The sequence below is a fragment of the Lutibacter sp. TH_r2 genome (genome assembly GCF_033101135.1).
GTDB lineage: Bacteria > Bacteroidota > Bacteroidia > Flavobacteriales > Flavobacteriaceae > Lutibacter.
Window position 1 is genome coordinate 94,079 of record NZ_JAWMPV010000002.1, and the last position, 20,152, is coordinate 114,230.

At 29.8% G+C, this 20,152-nt stretch carries 19 protein-coding genes; 8 read left to right on the forward strand and 11 right to left on the reverse strand.

The window, feature by feature from the left end:
* Window positions 1–49 precede the first annotated feature (49 nt).
* Complete coding sequence (locus R3X25_RS07815; RefSeq protein WP_317673597.1) at window positions 50–796, forward strand: biotin--[acetyl-CoA-carboxylase] ligase; 747 nt, start codon at window positions 50–52, stop codon at window positions 794–796.
* A gap of 5 nt (window positions 797–801) precedes the next feature.
* Here the strand turns inward: R3X25_RS07815 and R3X25_RS07820 are convergent, their stop codons facing one another.
* Together R3X25_RS07820 and pyrE are read right to left on the reverse strand one after the other, a co-directional pair.
* Complete coding sequence (locus tag R3X25_RS07820) at window positions 802–1,191, reverse strand: SRPBCC family protein (protein WP_317674327.1); 390 nt, start codon at window positions 1,189–1,191, stop codon at window positions 802–804.
* 16 nt (window positions 1,192–1,207) lie between these two features.
* Window positions 1,208–1,849, reverse strand: a complete 642-nt coding sequence (gene pyrE, locus R3X25_RS07825; RefSeq protein WP_317673598.1) for an orotate phosphoribosyltransferase — start codon at window positions 1,847–1,849, stop codon at window positions 1,208–1,210.
* Between the two features lie 7 nt (window positions 1,850–1,856).
* Between pyrE and R3X25_RS07830 the strand changes: the two genes are divergently transcribed.
* Together R3X25_RS07830 and R3X25_RS07835 are read left to right on the forward strand one after the other, a co-directional pair.
* Entirely contained in the window at window positions 1,857–2,441 is a 585-nt protein-coding gene (locus tag R3X25_RS07830) for an NUDIX hydrolase (protein ID WP_317673599.1), read from the forward strand.
* A gap of 101 nt (window positions 2,442–2,542) precedes the next feature.
* Window positions 2,543–4,165 carry a SulP family inorganic anion transporter gene (locus tag R3X25_RS07835; RefSeq protein ID WP_317673600.1) on the forward strand — a complete coding sequence of 541 codons (1,623 nt, stop codon included), beginning with the start codon at window positions 2,543–2,545 and terminating at the stop codon, window positions 4,163–4,165.
* A gap of 44 nt (window positions 4,166–4,209) precedes the next feature.
* Here R3X25_RS07835 and R3X25_RS07840 read toward each other — a convergent pair whose 3' ends face one another.
* The 4 genes from R3X25_RS07840 to R3X25_RS07855 all read right to left on the reverse strand — a co-directional run bounded on the left by R3X25_RS07840 (window position 4,210) and on the right by R3X25_RS07855 (window position 9,852).
* A complete protein-coding gene (locus R3X25_RS07840; protein WP_317673601.1) occupies window positions 4,210–6,405 on the reverse strand; it encodes a xanthine dehydrogenase family protein molybdopterin-binding subunit in 2,196 nt (731 codons plus the stop codon).
* A 2-nt stretch (window positions 6,406–6,407) separates the two neighbouring features.
* On the reverse strand, window positions 6,408–6,866 hold the full coding sequence (locus R3X25_RS07845) for a (2Fe-2S)-binding protein (RefSeq protein WP_317673603.1): 459 nt from the start codon (window positions 6,864–6,866) through the stop codon (window positions 6,408–6,410).
* 138 nt (window positions 6,867–7,004) lie between these two features.
* A complete protein-coding gene (locus tag R3X25_RS07850) occupies window positions 7,005–7,589 on the reverse strand; it encodes a pseudouridine synthase (protein ID WP_317673605.1) in 585 nt (194 codons plus the stop codon).
* Window positions 7,576–9,852 carry a DNA topoisomerase 3 gene (locus R3X25_RS07855; RefSeq protein WP_317673607.1) on the reverse strand — a complete coding sequence of 759 codons (2,277 nt, stop codon included), beginning with the start codon at window positions 9,850–9,852 and terminating at the stop codon, window positions 7,576–7,578. Before R3X25_RS07855 ends, R3X25_RS07850 begins: the two co-directional genes overlap by 14 nt.
* A 187-nt stretch (window positions 9,853–10,039) precedes the next feature.
* Between R3X25_RS07855 and R3X25_RS07860 the strand changes: the two genes are divergently transcribed.
* Window positions 10,040–11,725 (forward strand): glycoside hydrolase family 9 protein, encoded by a 1,686-nt coding sequence (locus tag R3X25_RS07860; RefSeq protein WP_317673609.1) that lies wholly within the window; start codon window positions 10,040–10,042, stop codon window positions 11,723–11,725.
* Here the strand turns inward: R3X25_RS07860 and R3X25_RS07865 are convergent.
* The 3 genes from R3X25_RS07865 to R3X25_RS07875 are packed head-to-tail and all read right to left on the reverse strand — an operon-like array spanning window position 11,722 to window position 14,909.
* Complete coding sequence (locus R3X25_RS07865) at window positions 11,722–13,467, reverse strand: M14 family metallopeptidase (protein ID WP_317673611.1); 1,746 nt, start codon at window positions 13,465–13,467, stop codon at window positions 11,722–11,724. The genes R3X25_RS07860 and R3X25_RS07865 overlap by 4 nt on opposite strands.
* A gap of 3 nt (window positions 13,468–13,470) precedes the next feature.
* Window positions 13,471–13,926 (reverse strand): pantetheine-phosphate adenylyltransferase, encoded by a 456-nt coding sequence (coaD, locus tag R3X25_RS07870; protein WP_317673613.1) that lies wholly within the window; start codon window positions 13,924–13,926, stop codon window positions 13,471–13,473.
* Window positions 13,927–13,931: 5 nt separating this feature from the next.
* Window positions 13,932–14,909, reverse strand: coding sequence for a D-alanine--D-alanine ligase (locus R3X25_RS07875; RefSeq protein ID WP_317673615.1), 978 nt, complete (start codon window positions 14,907–14,909; stop codon window positions 13,932–13,934).
* 154 nt (window positions 14,910–15,063) lie between these two features.
* On the opposite strand from R3X25_RS07875, the gene R3X25_RS07880 reads away from it, so the two are divergent.
* The 4 genes from R3X25_RS07880 to yaaA all read left to right on the forward strand — a co-directional run bounded on the left by R3X25_RS07880 (window position 15,064) and on the right by yaaA (window position 18,162).
* Entirely contained in the window at window positions 15,064–15,654 is a 591-nt protein-coding gene (locus tag R3X25_RS07880; RefSeq protein ID WP_317673617.1) for a PASTA domain-containing protein, read from the forward strand.
* Window positions 15,654–16,676: an RluA family pseudouridine synthase gene (locus tag R3X25_RS07885; protein ID WP_317673619.1), complete on the forward strand. Its 1,023-nt coding sequence runs from the start codon at window positions 15,654–15,656 to the stop codon at window positions 16,674–16,676. Before R3X25_RS07880 ends, R3X25_RS07885 begins: the two co-directional genes overlap by 1 nt.
* A 4-nt stretch (window positions 16,677–16,680) precedes the next feature.
* Window positions 16,681–17,310 (forward strand): CatA-like O-acetyltransferase, encoded by a 630-nt coding sequence (locus R3X25_RS07890; protein ID WP_317673621.1) that lies wholly within the window; start codon window positions 16,681–16,683, stop codon window positions 17,308–17,310.
* A 93-nt stretch (window positions 17,311–17,403) separates the two neighbouring features.
* Complete coding sequence (gene yaaA, locus R3X25_RS07895; protein ID WP_317673623.1) at window positions 17,404–18,162, forward strand: peroxide stress protein YaaA; 759 nt, start codon at window positions 17,404–17,406, stop codon at window positions 18,160–18,162.
* A gap of 67 nt (window positions 18,163–18,229) precedes the next feature.
* Here the strand turns inward: yaaA and R3X25_RS07900 are convergent, their stop codons facing one another.
* Together R3X25_RS07900 and R3X25_RS07905 are read right to left on the reverse strand one after the other, a co-directional pair.
* Complete coding sequence (locus R3X25_RS07900) at window positions 18,230–18,565, reverse strand: DUF2853 family protein (RefSeq protein WP_317673625.1); 336 nt, start codon at window positions 18,563–18,565, stop codon at window positions 18,230–18,232.
* Between the two features lie 79 nt (window positions 18,566–18,644).
* The gene (locus tag R3X25_RS07905; protein WP_317673627.1) at window positions 18,645–20,072 is read right to left on the reverse strand and encodes an L-serine ammonia-lyase; all 1,428 of its coding nucleotides are present in this window, start codon (window positions 20,070–20,072) and stop codon (window positions 18,645–18,647) included.
* Window positions 20,073–20,152: the final 80 nt, after the last annotated feature.

A 20,152-nucleotide genomic window follows, 5' to 3' on the forward strand; every position in this document is an offset into this window, starting at 1 on the left:
TTTATTTAAATTATTTTTTTAAATAAGTAACTTTGCACAAATATTTTTTATGAATATAATCAAACTTAATGCCATTGACTCTACCAATTTGTACCTTAAAAAATTGGCAGATGAAAATAACCTAGAAAATTTTACGGTTGCGGTTGCTCGAAATCAAACAGCAGGTAGAGGTCAAATGGGAACAAATTGGGTCTCTGAAAACAATAAAAATCTAACATTCAGTATGTTAATTGTTTTTGGTGAGTTCAAAATTAGTCATCAGTTTTATATAAGTATTGCAGTTGCTATAGCTGTTATTGAGGTTCTTAAAAATTATGTTAATAATTCATTAGTTATAAAATGGCCTAACGACATTTTGGCAGATGAAAACAAAGTTTCGGGAATTTTAATAGAAAACAGTTTAAAAGGTGGTAAGATTAATAACTCTATAATAGGTGTTGGTTTAAATGTTAATCAAGAAATATTTCCTACAAACATAGGTAAAGTAAGTTCATTAAAATTGTTATCTGGTACTGAAATTGAAACGGATGAATTGTTAATTGAACTTATCAATTCATTAAAAAAATATTTAAATTTTGTTTCTGAAGAAAAGTTTGAAGCGCTAAAAGAAATGTATTACAGCAATTTATATATGTTTAATAAATCAACTGAATTTGTAGATAATTTAGGTTTAAAGTTTATAGGAAAAATAATTTCTGTAGGAGAAGATGGTAGATTAGAAGTAGAAATTGAACCTAAAAAAACTCGCAAATTCAATTTAAAAGAAATCAAATTTGCGAGTAGAGATATTATTTAGATATTTTATAATTCTTTCGTCTTTTCAGTAAGTGTATTTATAAAATTTTGAAGTGGTTTTTTAACCATCATTGCCATCATTGGGTTAAAATCACCAGCAAAAAGTAATTGAATTTCAGTTTCATTTTCTGAAACGGGAACTAAATTAGCAGTTAATGTAAAATCTAACTTACTACTAGCAGCACCTAAAATAATTTTATCAAATTCTTGTTTTTCTTTTAATACCAATCTAATTTCAGGCATTCCTTTTAAACTAAAAATAAAAGATTCTCCATCTACTTCAAACTTTTGAATAGTATCAGGCATTATTTTTTCAAAGTTGTTTAAGTTGTTTAAAAACTCAAACAATTCTTTTTGAGATTTGTTTACAACAGTTTTGGGACTTTCTAAATTCATCATAATTTATAGGTGTTTATTTATTCCAACCACTTGGATTGGTTCTCCATTCTTTTAAAGTATCCAATTCTTTTTCAGAAATAGAGTTGTTAGTTAAAGCTAATTCTAATAAGTTATTATAATCGCTTAAAGTATTTAATTGCACATTGTCTTTTTCAAAGTTTTCAGTAGCAATATCAAATCCATACGTAAAAATAGCAACCATGCCTTTTACAGTAGCACCAGCTTCTTTTAAAGCTTTTACAGCATTTAAACTGCTTTTTCCAGTACTAATTAAATCTTCAACAACAACAACATTTTTGTTTGGTTCTAATAAACCTTCAACTTGGTTTTTTCTACCATGTTTTTTGGGTTCTGGGCGCACATACACAAATGGAATGTTTAATTCTTGTGCCACTAACACACCAATTGCAATTGCTCCAGTAGCAACTCCAGCTATTACGTCTGGTTTTCCGTATTGATCTTCAATAACTTTAGCTAAATTTTCTCGAATAAAATTTCGTATTTTTGGAAACGAAAGAGTTGTTCTATTATCGCAATAAATAGGCGAATTCCATCCTGATGCCCAAGTAAAAGGTTCATTTGGCTGTAATTTTATAGCTTTAATTTGTAATAATAATTCAGCTGTAGTTTTAGCAATGTTTTTGTTTAAAATCATACTGCAAATGTATAAAGTTTTTGTTAATGAAAATCCAATTATTTTAACCGAAAAAAAGAATTTTTCAACAGAATTTGTGAAAAAAAGTTTTAGTAAAGTTGATTTAGTAGAGATTGTAGAAAAATTATTCAATAATGAATTGAATGGTATTTGTTTGATATCTAGCAGTATAACTGAAGATTGGGAACGGTTTAAGGCCATTTTTAAAGTTCAAAAGGCTGCAGGAGGGAAAGTGTTTAATAAAAATAAAGAGATTCTATTTATTTATCGTTTTAAAAAATGGGATTTACCAAAAGGTAAATTAGAAAAAGGTGAAACAATTGAACAGTGTGCTATTAGAGAAGTTGAAGAAGAATGTGGAGTTTCTGAATTAATAATAGAAAAAGAATTACCAACAACATATCATATTTTTAAACGAAATGGAAAAACAATATTAAAAGTTACGTATTGGTTTTTAATGAAAAGCACATATATTGGTAAACTTCAACCTCAATTAGAAGAAGGTATTGAAAAAGTAGAATTTAAAAATGAAACAGCTGTAAATATTGCATTAGAAAACACGTATAAAAACATAAAATTGCTTTTTAATTAAAATAAAATCAATACTTTAAACGATTTCGTTATCAATACATCATTAATTTTTGCACTCCATTAAATTCATCTATATTTGCCGCTTTTGAAACTAAATTAGTTATGACAGAATTTATTAAAAAGCGAGTATCAAACGTACGAAATGATATTTTTTCGGGGGTAACCGTAGCTTTGGCTTTAGTGCCTGAAGCAGTTGCATTTGCTTTTGTGGCAGGTGTAGATCCATTAGTTGGTTTGTATGCTGCTTTTATGGTTGGTTTAATTACTTCAATATTTGGAGGTAGACCAGGAATGATTTCTGGAGCAACAGGTGCGTTAGCAGTGGTTATGGTTTCTTTAGTTTCTGAAGGAAACGCAATGGGAGAACCTGGTGAAAATTTAGGTTTGTATTATCTTTTTGCAACTGTTATTTTAATGGGAATTATACAAATGCTAGCTGGAGTTTTAAAGTTAGGTAAATTTGTAAGACTAATTCCACATCCTGTAATGATGGGGTTTGTAAATGGTTTAGCAATTGTAATATTTCTTTCGCAATTAGGAATGTTTAAGCAAACTGTTGCTGGTGAAAAAGTTTGGTTACAAGGTACTTCATTATATTTTATGATTGGTTTAGTAGCATTAACTATGTTAATTATGTGGGGATTGCCACAAATTAAAAAGTTAAGTAAATTGCCAGAAGCATTAATAGCTATTTTAGTGGTAAGTGCCATTGTAATATTTGCAAAATTAGATGTCGCAACAGTTGGATCATTTATTAGAGATGGTGGTGGTGAAGGCTTAAAAGGTGGTTTTCCAGTACCTAATTTAGAAACATTTTCAAAAGTTCCTTTTACTTGGGAATCTATAAAATTTATATTACCATATTCATTAATATTGGCAGCTATTGGATTAATTGAATCTTTAATGACACTGAATTTAGTGGATGATTTAACTGAAACCCGTGGTAATGGAAATAGAGAATGTTTAGCCCAAGGTGGCGCTAATATTATTACAGGACTTTTTGGTGGAATGGGTGGTTGTGCTATGATTGGTCAATCTATTATAAACATCAAAGGTGGAGGTAGAGGAAGACTTTCAGGAATTGTAGCAGCTGTAATGTTGTTAATGTTTATATTGTTTGCTTCATCATATATAGAGCAAGTGCCAATTGCCGCATTGGTTGGAGTTATGTTTATGGTTGTTATTGGTACTTTTGCATGGAGTAGTTTTAGAATTATTAATAAAATACCAAAAACAGATTTGTTTGTATTGATTTTAGTATCTGCTTTAACTGTATTTTTTGATTTAGCAATAGCAGTAATAGCTGGTGTAATTGTGAGTGCATTGGTATTTTCTTGGGAAAATGCAACTAGAATTAGAGCTAGAAAAAGAATGAAAGAAGACGGAACTAAAACATATGAAATTTGGGGACCTTTATTTTTTGGTTCAATTACAGCTTTTAACGATAAGTTTGATGTAAAGAATGATCCAGATAAAGTTGAAATAGATTTTATTGAATCTCGTGTTAGTGATCATTCAGCTTTAGAAGCAATTTTAAGTATTGTTGAAAAATATGAAGCTGCTGGAAAATCACTTCATCTAAAACATTTAAGTGAAGAATGTAAAGAATTACTGTATAAAAGTAATCCTAAATTTAGAGAAGTTATAATTGAAGATATTGATGATCCGCGTTATCATTTAGCTGCAAATCCAGAGAAATTTCCAAAAGGATTGTTAGAAAATTAGAATATAAAAAAAGCGACTTATTAAAGTCGCTTTTTTTATATTTATTAAACAGTAAAGCCTTCATCAATTAAAGGTAGTTTTCTAATACGTTTTCCAGTTACAGCGTAAATAGCATTTACAATGGCAGGAGCAATAACAGGAACTCCAGGTTCTCCAACTCCCGTTGGACTTTCAGTACTATTAATTATTTCAACATGTACCTTTGGAGATTGATGTATACGTGTCATTTGGTAATCGTGAAAATTATTTTGTTCTATTGCACCATTTTTACTTGTTATTTTACCATAAAATGCAATTGACATACCAAATATTGCAGAACCTTCCATCTGTGCTTTTACAGTATCTTTATTTACAACAAGTCCTGCATCTATAACGGTCCAAACATTGTGCACTTGTACTTTGTTTTCTATTACAGAAACTTCAACAACAGAAGCTACATATGATAAAAAACTTCTATGTACAGCCAATCCAAAAGCGTGTCCTTTAGGTAATTTTCTTCCCCAATCTGCATTTTTTGTAGCTTTTTTTAGTACATTTTTTAATCTTGAAACATCAAATTGATGTTCACCTTTTTTACCAATAATTCTATCTTCACCTAATAATTGTAATCTATACTCTAAAGGATCTTTATTTGCAGCCGAAGCTAATTCATCAGCAAAAACATTGATAGAAAATCCATGAGGAATATTAATTACAGAGCGTAACCAACCAATTCTAACTTTGGCAGGTGCTTTTCCAATTTCTACTCTCATATTTTTAATAGCATATGGAAGATTAGAAGCGCTATTTATTTCAAATCCACCAGCATATTCTACACCACTTTGAAAAGTTGAAACAATAGATGGCAAAGCAAACCTATGTAACCAACCAGAAACATTTCCATTCTTATCGAATGAAGCTTTCATGTATTGCGCACTTACGGTATGAAAATAATCGTGCTTTATATCATCCTCTCGTGTCCAAATAACTTGAATTGGAAGATTTAATTTTTTTGAAAGAATTACAGCTTCAACAATATAATCGGGTTTCGATTTTCTCCCAAATCCACCACCAAGAAGTGTTACATTGATAGTTACATTTTCACGAGGAATTTGCAAATACTCTTGAACTTCAGTTCTTGCAGCTTGTGGTTCTTGGGTTGGTGCCCATACCTCACAACTATTCTCTTTTACCCAAGCAAGAGCGTTTGGAGTTTCCATTGGAGTATGTGATAAATGAGGTAATTTATAAATGGCTTCAACAGTTTTTGAGCTGGTTTTAAAAGCTCTATTTATGTTTCCAAGATCTTTAGATACTTTTCCTGGTTTTGTAACATTTTTGGTTAATTCCTCCATATATTCTTTGGAAGAGTAGGAGGCATTTTCTCCATAATCCCAATCAATTTTTAACGCTTCTTTTCCTTTAAAAGCAGCCCACGTATTATCAGCTATTACTGCAACGCCACCAAGTGTTCCAAAAGGTCTTTCAACTCTTGGGAATTCAATTACATCAATAACGCCAGGGATTTTTAAAGTCTCTGTTTTATCAACGGACTTTACAGTTCCAAAAGTAACTGGGCAACGAGCAATTGCTGCAAATTTCATGTTAGGTATGCGTTTGTCTAATCCAAATATGGCTTTTCCGTTGCTGTAATCTTCAGCATCTATACTACGTAAACTTTTACCTATGTATTTATAATCTTTTGGATCTTTAAAAGTTAAATTTTCTTCAGAAGGAACTTCCAAAGTTTTAGCAATTTCCACCAAATCTCCAAATTCTATTTTTTTGCCAGATGAATGAATAATAAAGTGATTTTCGGCTTTACATTCAATTTCAGCAACTTCCCATTTTTGGGCAGCAGCAGAAATCAACATTGCTTTTGCCATTGCACCCATGGTTTGCATTGGCTTAAATAAATACCTAATACTTCGAGAACCATCAGTATTTTGATCACCATATTTTTTATCTCCTTCCGCTTGCTTTACTGAAACTCTTTCCCAGTCAGCTTCCATTTCATCTGCTATAACAGAAGGTAATGAAGTTCTAACTCCATTTCCCATTTCAGAACGTGAAGCAATCAAAACTAAACTTCCGTCAGAATTTAATTGAACAAATAAATTAGGATTAAATGCTACTAAATTTTCAGGAGTTTTTTCTTCATTAGAGAAAATTGAAGTATTACATGCTAAAACCAATCCACCAGATGCTAAACCTAGACTTTTAACAAAACTTCTACGACTTATATTTTTTATACCACTCATAATTAGCTTTGTTTTTTTAGTTCAACAGTTTTATTGATTGCTTTTTTAATGCGTTCGTATGTTCCACATCTGCAAATATTACCAATCATAGCTTCTTCGATTTCTTTTTCTGAAGGATTTTCGTTTTTATCTAATAATGAAGTAGCAGCAATTAATTGACCAGGTTGACAAAATCCACATTGCGCAACATTTTCTTCAGCCCAAGACTTTTGTAATAACTGTAGGTTTTCTGATTCACCTTCAATAGTTAGTATTTCTTTTCCTTCAGCCATTGATACAGGAATTTGACACGATTGAACATCAGAACCGTCTAATAGTACTTTACAAGCACCACATAAACCTTTTCCGCAACCAAATTTTGTTCCAGTATAGCCAATTATATCTCTAATTGCCCAGAGTAAAGGCATATCTGAAGGAACATCAATTGAATGTTTTTTTCCATTAATACGAAGCGTAATCATAGTTAGTTGTAGTTTTAATGAGTTTTCAAGTTACTATTTTTTTTTGAAATTTGTATTTCTATAAAAAATTAGGAATAACAAGCATATAGTTTAGAAGAATTTAATTCTTTTAAACTGATGTTTTCAAGTGTATAGTGACTATTCTATAAGGTTATTAAATTCAATAACTTCGCCTGCTTGCATTTTATTTATTGAAATTTCGCCAATTCTTACTCTTACCAAACGTAAAGTTGGGAAACCAACAGTAGCAGTCATTTTTCTAACCTGTCTAAATTTTCCTTCAGTTAAAGTAATAGAAATCCAACTAGTTGGTCCGTGACGTTCATCTCTAATTTTTTTGGCTCTTTCAGGAAGTTTTGGAGTTTCAGTGAGTTTAAATACTTCGGATTTTTTTGTGAGATATTTTCCTGTTTCAGTATTTATTTCAACACCATTTTTAAGTAACTCAATAGCTTCATTAGAAATAATTCCATCAACTTGAGCGTAGTATTCTTTTTCAAATTTAGAGCTTCTTACAGCTTCGCTAACTTTTCCATTAGTAGTAATTAAAAGCAAGCCTTCAGATGGTTCGTCAAGTCTGCCAATTGCCATTGCATTTTTAGGAAAATTAAACAATTCACCTAATAATTTTTTATTAGATCTTTTAGTTTGGTTATTTACAAACTGACTTAAATAACCGTATGGTTTAAAAATTGCAAAATGTTGATGTTTAGGTTTTTCCATTTAGAATATTGTAAACCAGTTCTTTGGTAAGTTGTTTGCCTTTGGCTTTTTGTTTAATGTTTTCAAAAGTAAAAACAAAATCGCATCCATTTTTGTATTCACTACAACCGTAAGCTGTGTTTCCTTTTAAAATAGTTCCTTTGTTGCATTTAGGGCATTTTAGTGTATCTGGAATTATTGCTTTTTTTGGTTCTAGTTTTAAATTGAAATTTTCATCAAAACGAAGTAAACCTTCCACTTTTCCAGTTTCAGTTTTAAAACCTTTTAAGTTTACTGTTGAATCTTTATCAAGCAGTCTAATATATTGGTTTTCTGAAATTTTCTTTTCTAGAAAAACAAATGGTAATTTAAAATCACAGCCATTTTTATAATTGCTACATCCGTAAGCCGAACTTCCTTTTAAAATATTTCCTTGTTTACATTTAGGGCATTTTTTTGAAGTAATTCCTTTTTTAGAAACCTTTTTTGCTTCCTTTTTAGGTTGATTGTTTGAGAATGAAATATTGGCTCTTTTTTGTTCCATTCTAACTTCATACACCAAATTATCAACCATTTTTTTCATATTGTTAATAAATGATCCGGCGTTAAAGTTTCCTTTCTCAATTTCTGTCAATTGTTTTTCCCATCGACCAGTTAATTCGGCAGATTTTAGCAATTCATTTTGAATGGTGTCAATTAATTGAATTCCAGTTTGTGTTGGATGAATTTGTTTCTTTTTTCTAACAATATATTTTCGTCTAAAAAGCGTTTCTATAATATTTGCTCGGGTAGAAGGACGACCAATTCCATTCTCTTTCATTAATTCTCGCATTTCATCATCATCAACTTGTTTACCAGCAGTTTCCATTGCTCTTAATAAAGTTGCTTCAGTATAATAATTAGGAGGTTTGGTTTGTTTCTCTAAAAAACTTGGTATGTGTGGCCCTTTTTCACCCTTTTCAAATTTTGGCAATATTCCAGATTCTTTTTGAGGATTGTTTGGGTTTTCAAAAACAACTCTCCAACCTTTTTCTAATATTTCTTTACCCGTAGTTTTAAATGAAACCGTATCAGCTTTACCTATTACGGCAGTATTTGCAACTTTACAATCGTTATAAAAAGCAGCAATAAAACGTTTGGTAATAATATCATATACTTTTAAGTGGTTATGTGATATATTACCTTGCATTCCGGTAGGAATAATTGCGTGGTGATCGGTTACTTTTTTATCGTTAAATACTCTGCTAGATTTTTTTATTTTTTTTCCTAATAAAGGTTGAGTTAAAGTTTGGTAATTTGTTAGTTTTTGTAAAATACCAGCTACTTTTGGATACACATCATTCGGTAAGAAAGTGGTATCAACTCTAGGGTAAGTAACTAATTTTTGCTCGTATAAATGCTGAACAATTTTTAGAGTTTCATCTGCTGAAAATCCAAATTTGGTATTGCAGTATACTTGTAACCCAGTTAAATCGAACAATTTTGGAGCGTATTCAGTTCCATTTTTTTTTGTAATAGAAACTACTTCAAAATCACTTTCTTTTACTTTGTTTGCAAAGTTTTCACCTTCTTCTTTTTTTAAAAATCTACCTTCTTCACAATTAAAAAGTGTATCTCTATATAAAGTTTGTAATTCCCAGTAAGGTTGAGGTTTAAAGCTGTTAATTTCTTTAAAACGCTCAACAAGCATAGCTAACGTTGGTGTTTGAACTCTACCAACCGAAAGTACTTGTTTGTAGCCTCCGTGTTTTACCGTGTAAAGTCTGGTAGCATTCATTCCTAGAAGCCAATCTCCAATAGCTCTAGAAAAACCAGCGTAGTATAAATTATCGTAATCTGTAGCAGGTTTTAATTTTTGAAAACCTTCTTTAATAGCTTCGGTTGTTAATGAAGAAATCCATAAACGTTGTACTTCTCCTTTGTAACCAGCTTCATTTATAACCCAACGTTGAATGAGTTCTCCTTCTTGCCCAGCATCGCCACAGTTTATAATTACATCGGCTTTTTCAAATAAACCTTTTACAATATTAAACTGTTTTTTTATACCTGAATCGTTTACAACTTTTACTTTGAATTTTTCAGGAAGCATTGGTAAATTATTTAAATCCCAACTTTTCCAATGTGGTTTGTAATCGTTTGGCTCAAAAAGCGTACATAAATGCCCAAAAGTATAAGTTACGGCATAACCATTGCCTTCAAAATAACCATCATGGCGTGTGTTTGCACCTAATACAGATGCTATTTCACGTGCTACACTAGGTTTTTCGGCAATGCAAACTTTCATAAAAATAGTAATTTCTAAAAGTGCAAATTACAAATTAATATTAGATTTTTTGAATATTAATTGTGCTTTTGATGAATGTTAAAATGTAATTTTATAAAAGTTTTATTTTGAGTTTATTAATTGACAAAATAGTATTAAAACACTACTCTTTTGTTGACTATTTTTGAAATACAAAACAAACTAGATTATGAATAAATATATTATTACTACAGTTATGGTTTTTACTTTATTATTTTCTTGTAACGTTAATAAAGAAAATATTATTGAGAGTAAATTAATTAGAATGAATCAAATTGGGTTTTACCCAACTTCAGTAAAGCAATTTGTTTTTGTTGATAAATTAGCAAAGGACTTTGAAATAATAAATGAAGATAAAGATGTAGTTTTTAGCGGTGAAATGGTTGATAATGGAGTTTGGGATAAATCTGGAGAACAAGTTTTAATGGGTGATTTTAGTTCTTTTACAAAAGAAGGAACTTATAAAGTATTGATTGATAAAAAATATCAATCATTCTCATTTGAAATTAAAAAGAATGTATATGAAAAACCATTAAATGCAATGGTAAAGAGTTACTATTTTCAAAGAGCTTCTATGCCAATTGAAAAGGAGTTTGGTGGAATTTATAATAGAAAAGCAGGGCATTTAGATAACGATTGTAAAATTTATGGTTCAGATAAAAAAATAGATGTTTCAGGCGGTTGGTATGATGCAGGTGATTATGGTAAGTATGTTAATAATGCTGCTTTTTCAGTTGGTCAAATGTTGTTGTTAGCCGAACAATTTCCAAACTGTATTTCTGATAGTGATTTGAATATACCAGAAAGTGGAAACAATAGAAGTGATTTATTAGATGAACTTAAATACGAACTTAATTGGTTACTAAAAATGCAAGATAACGATGGTGGTGTGTTTTTTAAAGTTACCGCTAAAAACTTTAGTGATTTTGTAATGCCAAATGCGTATAATCTTGAGCGTTTAGTTATTGGTAAAACAACAATGCCAACGTTAAATTTTGCGGCTGTAATGTCTCAAGCTTCAAGATTATTTAAAGAAACTGACACTGTTTGGGCAGAAAAAGCATTGGCTGCTTCACAAAAGGCTTGGAATTGGGCAGAAAAAAATAATGCTATAATTTATAAAAACCCAAGTGATGTTGTTACTGGAGAATATGGAGATGATGTATTGACTGATGATTTTTATTGGGCTGCTGCTGAATTGTTTATAACAACAAAAGAGCAAAAGTACTTTGATTACTTGGTAAATAATGAAGAAGAATTAACACATCAACTAACAAATAGTTGGAAGTATTTTATTAGAAACAATGCTTTTCATTCTTTATTAGAACATAAGGGAGAATTAGATTCAGTTTTTTCAAAAAAATTAATAATAGATCAAATTAATTTGGCCAACGTTATTTTAGATAGTATTTCTAAAAACCCGTATAGAATTGCATTAAATAGATTTGAATGGGGATCAAATAGCGATGTTTTAAATCAGGCACTTATTTTATGCAATACACATAGGTTAACAAATGATGCGAAATATTTAAAAGGAGCCATACAAATAACAGATTATATTTTTGGTAAAAACGCAACAGGTTATAGTTTTGTTACAGGTTTTGGAAGTAAACAGGCAAAGTTTCCACACCATAGACCAAGTGGAGCAGATGATATAGTTGAACCAATCCCAGGGTTTGTAATTGGAGGTCCAAATTTTGATAAGCAAGATAAAGGAGAGTTAGAATATACTTCTATTTTACCTGCAAAATCTTATATGGATGTGCAAGAAAGTTATGCTTCTAATGAAGTTTGCCTTAATTGGAACTCACCAGCAGTATATGTTTTAGGTTATTTAGAGCAAGTAAAAAACTAATAGACCTTATAAATTGGTAAGGTTAAATGCGCTTTTTCATAATACGGTGAATTTTTATAAATAAAATCTAATTGTGCTCTTGGGTTTTTAGCAAATTCTGTATCAGTTTTAATTTTAGTTTGAAGTTCTTCCTTTAAACTTGGATTGTTATTTAGAATTTCTTCAGCAATATCTTCAAAAACATAAGCTGAATAACCTTCTTTTTTTTGAAGAATAGTATCAAAATAATTCCAATTAAAAAATGAGTCCGGAGCTTCGGCTTCAAACGTTTCAATAATATACCTAACACCATTTTGATTTGTTGGAATGTAAATATCTCCTTTTGAAAAATGAATTTCTTTTTGTGATTGTGAAATTGTAGTGTTGAAATGCGGATAATGACCTTCATAAGCGGCAGTCATAGTTTTATAATCTTCAATTTTTTGTTCAATTACATTTATAGTAGTATCTTTTTTAAAAGTTGTAAATTGAATGTTATTATTTTTTAAGTTTTCAATTACTTTCCACCAACCACTTTTTAAAATATATGCTTTTGGAATTTTTACAGTTTGTTTTGACTTAAAGGTATTGAAGTATTTTACAGGTTTTGTAAACGGTTTACTTCTGTTATAAAACAAACGTTTTCCAGTAGTTACTTTACTATCTATTAAACTTCCTTCGTAACCTTTAAATTGAAGTGTTGAAAATGTAGTTTTATCTAATTCATATGAAATAGCATATTCTTTTTCTGAAAGAATTTTTTCAACGGCATTTGTTCTTAACTCTTTAATTTTATCTGAATTGTTTGAAGTAAACTCAATAATGCTTTCTAATAACGCATAGGTTTCTTCTACACGTTGTTTGTAAGGTTTTAGCATATGAGTTTCAATCATTAAACCAAAAGTATTAAATAGTGTTGTGTAACCAGTTGAATAACGTGCATTGTCAAAAAACTGACTAAAACCAATATCAGGAGTTTTACCCCAAACATTTACATAAGGCGTAATTATTATTTCTTTTTCTAAAAGTGAAGCTTCAATTTGTGGTCGCATTTTTTGTTCTAAAAACTCGCCTAAACCATTTCCTAATTTGTTGTGTTGTGTAAATAAATGAGTAATTCCGTATTGATAATCGGCTCCATTACTTACGTGATTGTCTACAAAAACATCAGGATTTAAAGCGTGAAATAGTTGCGCAAAACTTTGCGCATTTTTGGTATCTGATTTTATAAAATCTCTATTTAAATCAAAGTTTCTAGCGTTACCTCTAAAACCATAAGCTTCTGGACCATTTTGATTTGCTCTTGAATGAGAATTTCGATTTAAAGAACCTCCAATATTATACATTGGAATAACGGCTAAAACAACATTTTTGTATTGCTTTTTTAAGTCTTCATTTTGAGCAATATCTCTTAAAAGCATCATAGAAGCATCGACACCATCAGGTTCTCCAGGATGAATTCCATTATTAATTAAAATAATGTTTTTTGAACCCTTTTTAAGCGATTCTAAATCAAATTCATTATCTGAATTATACAAAACCAAATGCAACGGAAAACCGCTATCAGTTTCACCCATTTCTTGAATAGAAATTTCAGAAAAATTGTTTGCTAATAATTTAAAATATGCAATAGTTTCTTTATAAGTAGTTGTTTCCGTTCCTTTTGAAATTTCAAATTTGGTAGTTAAATCTACTGTAGAATTTTCTGAATTTTGTTTACATGAAATAATTACTAGTAATGCAATAAATAAAAGCTTCTTCATATTTTATTTTTCTAACACACTTGGAGGAACTAAACCAGAAATATCACCTCCATGTCTATAAACATCTCGAACAATACTAGAGCTAATAAAAGCTGTATCGGCAGAAGTTAGTAGGAAAACTGTTTCAATTTGAGCTAATTTTCTATTGGTTTGAGCAATGGCTTTTTCAAATTCAAAATCGGCTGGGTTTCTTAAACCACGAAGAATAAAATCAACATCAATTTCTTTACAATATTCAGTAGTTAAACCATGGTAGGTTGTTACTTTTATTTTAGGTTGGTTTTGGTAGTACTTTTCAATAAAATGTTTTCTTTCCTCTAACGAAAACATATATTTTTTATCAGAATTTATTCCTATCGCAATTATAATTTCATCAAATAGAGGTAAAGCTCTGTTTACTATATCAACGTGGCCTAAAGTAATTGGATCAAAAGATCCAGGGAAAATTGCTCTTTTCATTTTAGTTAATTTTTAAGTGCCATTTCAATAGCATTGTCAAATAAATCTTCTAAGTCTATTCCAGCTTCTCCTGCTTGTTGAGGAATAATACTTGCAGCTGTTAAACCAGGTACGGTATTCATTTCTAAAAAGTGTGGTTCACCATTTACAATAATATATTCGGTACGTGAAAAACCACTCATATTTAAAGCTTTATATGTTTTTATGGCAACTTTTTCAAGTTTTTCTTTTAATTTTTTTGAAAGATTAGCAGGTGTTATTTCTTCGGATTTTCCTTCGTATTTTGCTTCATAATCAAAAAAATCATTTTCTGTAACAATTTCAGTAATTGGTAAAACTTTTATTTCATTTTTATATTGAATTACTCCAATAGTAACTTCTCTACCATCTAAAAAACTTTCAATTAAAATCTCCGTATCTTCTTTATAGGCTTTTTCAATTGCAGGAATTAGTTCTTCAAGTATTTTTACTTTAGAAATTCCATAGCTAGAACCTGCATTGTTAGGTTTTACAAAACAAGGTAAACCAACTTTATCTATAATTTCTGAAGTGCTTAAGGTATCACCTTTATTTAAAAAATAAGATGTTGCTGTTTTAATTCCGTATTGTTTTACAACACTTAAACAATCCCGTTTATTAAACGTTAATGCCATTTGATAAAACGGAGCAGAAGTGTGTTTGATATTCAATAATTCCAAATAAGCTAGTATTTTTCCGTCTTCTCCAGGTGTTCCATGTATTGCATTAAAAACACAGTCAAAATTAATTTTTTGTCCATTAATAACCGCTGAAAAATCATCTTTATCAATAGGAAATTCAGTATTATATTTATCCAAAGCAACCCATTTTTCTTTTAAAATATGAACTCTATACGGATTGTATTTTTCCGTATTTAAATATTGGTAAACAACATTTCCACTTTTTAGCGAAATATTAACTTCAGAAGAGTAGCCTCCCATTATAATGGCTATATTTTTTTTCATAATTATTTATAAACTAGTATTACAAACTTACACAAATAAAAGTTTAAAGAACAAATTGAAAATAGTAAAGTTATTAAGTAAACTTAAACAATAATTAGGTTGTTTGTTAGTTGATATTTATAAAGTATCTTTGCTCCAAATAAAAATAGCTAAAATGAGTCTTGTAAAATTTATTACCTCTAAAACGTTTTTAAAACAACTTATAATTGCAGTTGTAGGATTGGTGTTATTTGTTTTTATAGTTATGAAGTGGTTAGATATTTCAACCAATCATAATCAAAAAATTGAAGTCCCAAATTTAGAAAAAATGAGTTTAGAGAATGTTCAAAAAACATTAGCAGAATTGGATTTAGATTTTGTAGTATTAGACTCTACAAGTTACAATCCAAATTTTCCAAAAAAATCTGTTATTGAGCAAGATCCTGAAACTGGTGATTTTGTAAAAGAAGGAAGAAAAATATATTTAACATTAAATCCTTCAGGGTATAAAAATGTTGAAATGCCTAATATTTATGGAAAAACTAAAAGGCAGGCAGTTTCGCAGTTAAAAGCGATAGGTTTTAGAATTAGTTCTAGCGAAATTTTTGTGAGTGATATTGCTAAAAATGTAGTTAGAGGATTGGAATTTAAAGGAAAAAGAATAAAAGCAGGAGACAAGATACCTAAAAATTCATCAATTACTTTAATATTAGGTGATGGAAATGGAAGTGGACGTTATACCGAAAAAACTTCAGAAAATAACTAATGAGTAGGATTGAAGAATTAGAAAACGAAGAACTTTACGAGCATTTTAGATATGTAGCTAATGAAGGTCAGGAACCTTTACGAGTAGATAAGTTTTTAATGAATTTTATTGAAAATGCGACTAGAAATAAAATTCAACAAGCAGCAAAAGCTGGAAATGTTTTAGTAAACGAAGTACCTGTAAAACCAAATTACAAGGTAAAAGGAAATGATGTTGTTAGAGTAGTTTTAGCACATCCGCCACACGAGAACTTATTAGTTGCAGAAGATATTCCGTTAGATATAGTTTATGAAGACAGTGAAGTTATTGTTGTAAATAAACCTGCAGGAATGGTTGTACACCCAGGTCATGGGAACTATACCGGAACTTTAGTAAATGGTTTAATTCATCATATAGAAAATTTACCAACCAACTCCAACGAACGCCCAGGTTTGGTGCATAGAATAGATAAAGATACAAGTGGTTTATTAGTTGTTGCTAAAACGGACTATGCGATGGCACATTTATCTAAACAATTTTTTGATAGAACTACAGAGCGTTTATATTATGCTTTAGCGTGGGGAAACATTGAAGAAGATGAAGGAAGAATTGAAGGAAATATAGGAAGAAGTCTTAAAAATAGATTGCAAATGAGTGTTTTTCCGGAAGGTGATTTTGGAAAACATGCCGTTACACATTATAAAGTTATTGAACGTTTTAGCTATGTTACATTAGTGCAATGTAAGTTAGAAACTGGTAGAACACACCAAATTAGAGCACATTTTAAGCATATTGGTCATACACTTTTTAACGATGAACGTTATGGAGGTGATGCTGTTTTAAAAGGTACTACGTTTACTAAATACAAACAGTTTGTAGATAATTGTTTTAAAGCATTACCAAGACAAGCATTACATGCCAAAACATTAGGTTTTGAGCATCCAACAACTGGAGAGTTTATGCGTTTTGAATGTGATATTCCGGAAGATATTCAATTATGTTTAGAAAAATGGAGAACGTATACTGTTAATCAGAAAGAGTAAAATAATGAAAGTAATAGATTTAAAAAATTGGGAAAGAAAAAATCAATTTGAATTTTTTAAAGATTATGAAGATCCGTTTTTTAATATTACTGCAACTATAGATGTAACTAATTTATACGCTTTTTGTAAAAAACAAAACTTATCATTTTTTCTAGCCGGATTGTACGTTGCAAATCAAGCAATGAATCAAATTCCTGCATTTAAACTTCGTTTTAAAAATGGAGATGTTGTTGAGTTTGATAACATTCATATAGATTCTACCGTTTTAAATGATGATGAAACTTTTTCATTTTGTCATTTTGTAACTGCTCCAACAATTTTAGAGTTTATAAAAAACAGTTCAAAAGTAATTGAAGATCATAGAAATGGGATTGTTGATGATTCTCAAGTTTACGATTTAGATGTGGCGCATAGTACTACAATTCCTTGGGTTTCTATTACAGGTTTTAAACACGCACGAAATGGGAATGAAAAAGAAATTGGAATTCCTAAAATAGTTTTTGGAAAGTATTATGAAGAAAATGGAAGGAAAATAATGCCATTTTCTGTAGAAGTTCATCATGCTTTAATGGATGGAGTTCATGTAGGTTTGTTGTACGAAAAAATGCAAGGTTTTATAGATCAATTGTTATAAAGTTTTATTATTTCTTTATAAGTATTTAATATACTACTTCTATAGTTGTTACCACTGTTTTTATTAAATTTACTTCGTAAAAAAGTAAAAGAAATGAAAATAGTAATATCACCAGCCAAATCATTAGATTATGAAACAAAAGTTCCAATAACTGAATATTCAGAAGGAATTTTTTTAAATGAAGCAGAAAAATTAAATGGAGTTTTAAAAAAGAAATCACCAAAAAAACTTTCAGAATTAATGCATATTTCAGATAAGTTAGGTGACTTAAATTGGCAAAGAAATCAAGATTGGAAATTACCTTTTTCATTAGAGAATGCTCGTCAGGCAGTTTTTGCTTTTAAAGGCGAAGTTTATATTGGTTTGGATGCGTATTCACTTTCAGTAGATCAAATTAATCAACTTCAAAAAAAATTAAGAATTCTTTCTGGACAATACGGTTTGTTAAAACCTTTAGATTTAATGCAACCGTATAGGTTAGAAATGGGAACCAAATTAAAAATTGGTCAAAAAGATAATTTGTATCAATATTGGGATCAAAAAATAACAGATGCTTTAAATGAAGAACTTAAAGATGATGAGGTTTTTGTTAATTTAGCAAGTAACGAATATTTTAAAGCTGTAAAACCTAAATTATTAAAAGTTCCAGTAATTACACCAGTTTTTAAAGATTACAAAAATGGAAAATTGAAAACAATTAGTTTTTTTGCTAAAAAGGCCAGAGGATTAATGGTACGTTATATAATTGACAATAATATTGATTCAATAGAAAAATTAAAAGGTTTTAATTCTGAAGGTTATGCTTTTGACACTAATTTATCTTCAGAAAAAGAATTAGTATTTACACGATAGAAATTTCAATTAAATAAAAAAAACTCGCTTAATAGCGAGTTTTTTTTATTTATATAATTTGATAGTATTAATATTTAGATTCTTGACCTAATTCTTTTACTAATAAATAATATACAATTGCTCTATACTTGTTACGGTTAGATTTTCCTACCTTTTCAATAACTGTAGCAATAGCATCATCTAGTTTAGGTCCATCAGATAAACCTAATTTTTTTAGTAAAAAGTTTTTCTTTACAGTTTCTAATTCTTTTTTATCAGAACCTGAAACAGTTTCTGCGTCAGCTTTATAAATAGAAGGTCCTAATCCTTTAGTTACAGCTGTTAATAAATCTGCATCAAAGCTTAATCCTAATTTTTCCATTTCACTTTTATACAGTGCTAATTTTTCATCAAATTTACTCATGAGTAACGAATTTTTTTTATTATTAATGGTTTCTTTTCTCAAATATAAAAAAAATAATGGTGCATTAGGATAAAAAAAATTAACAATCTGAAATATTTACACTAACGGCCAATCCTCCTTCGGAAGTTTCTTTGTATTTTGAGTTCATATCTTTAGCCGTTTCCCACATGCTAGATATTACTTTATCTAGCGGAACTTTAGCATTTTTCGAATCAGAATCTAATGCTAATTCAGCAGCATTAATAGCTTTAATTGCTCCCATAGCATTACGTTCAATACAAGGTATTTGAACTAAACCACCAATTGGGTCGCACGTTAAACCTAAATGATGTTCCATAGCAATTTCACTAGCCATTAAAACCTGTCCAGGTGTACCTCCTAAAAGTTCAGTTAATGCTCCTGCAGCCATGGCACTTGACACACCAATTTCTGCCTGGCATCCACCCATTGCAGCTGAAATAGTTGCACCTTTTTTAAATATACTACCTATTTCACCAGCTACTAATAAAAATTGTTTAATATGATTGAAATTTGCTTCGTGATTTTCAATTACCAAATAATACATTAAAACAGCAGGAATTACGCCTGCACTTCCATTTGTAGGTGCTGTTACAACTCTACCTAAACTAGCATTCACTTCATTAACACTTAATGCAAAACAACTAACCCATTTTAGTATTTGTCTAAATTTAACTCCAGTACTTCTAATACTTTCAATCCATTCTTTTGAATTACTATAAGGCATTCCTCCTTTAAGTTTTTGATGCATATCAAAAGCTCTGCGTCTAACATTTAAACCTCCAGGTAGTGTTCCTTCAGTATGACAACCTATATACATACACTCTAGCATTGTTTGCCAAATTCTATTTATTTCAAAATCAATTTGTTTAGATGTACGAAGTGATTTTTCATTTTCTAAAACAACTTCTGAAATTTGCATTTTAGTTGTAGAACAGTAGTTTTCTAATTCTTTTGCATTTTGAATTGGATAAGGAAACGTTTTTTGAATTTCAATATTTTCTTTAGCATTAATTAGCTCTTCTCTAACTACAAATCCACCACCAATAGAGTAGTAGGTATCATTTGAGATTTCTTTTCCTTCAGAAGAAAAAGCCTTAAAGCGTATTCCGTTTGCGTGAAATGGTAAAAATTCTGAATTAAAGGTAATAGCTTTAGAAGAGTTAAAGTTAATTTCAAATTCATTTCCAAAATTTAATTTATTAGTAGTTTTAATATTTTGAATAATGTTTTGAATATTTTCAGTTGGAATAGTTTCAGGATCTTTTCCTGCTAAACCTAAAATAACAGCTAAATCTGTAGCGTGTCCTTTTCCTGTTAATGAAAGCGAACCATATAAATCAATAGTAACAGAGGTTACTTGTTTAAAAGTATTTTCTTTTTGTAAATGGTTAATCCATCGTTCAGCAGCTCGCCATGGACCTAGAGTATGTGAGCTAGAAGGACCAATCCCAATTTTTAGCATATCAAAAATCGAAATACATTCCATATATAGATATTATTTTTTAAGCTGTGTAAATATAGACGATTGCTTTAAACTGTCGTTATGTAAGTATAAATACTATTAGA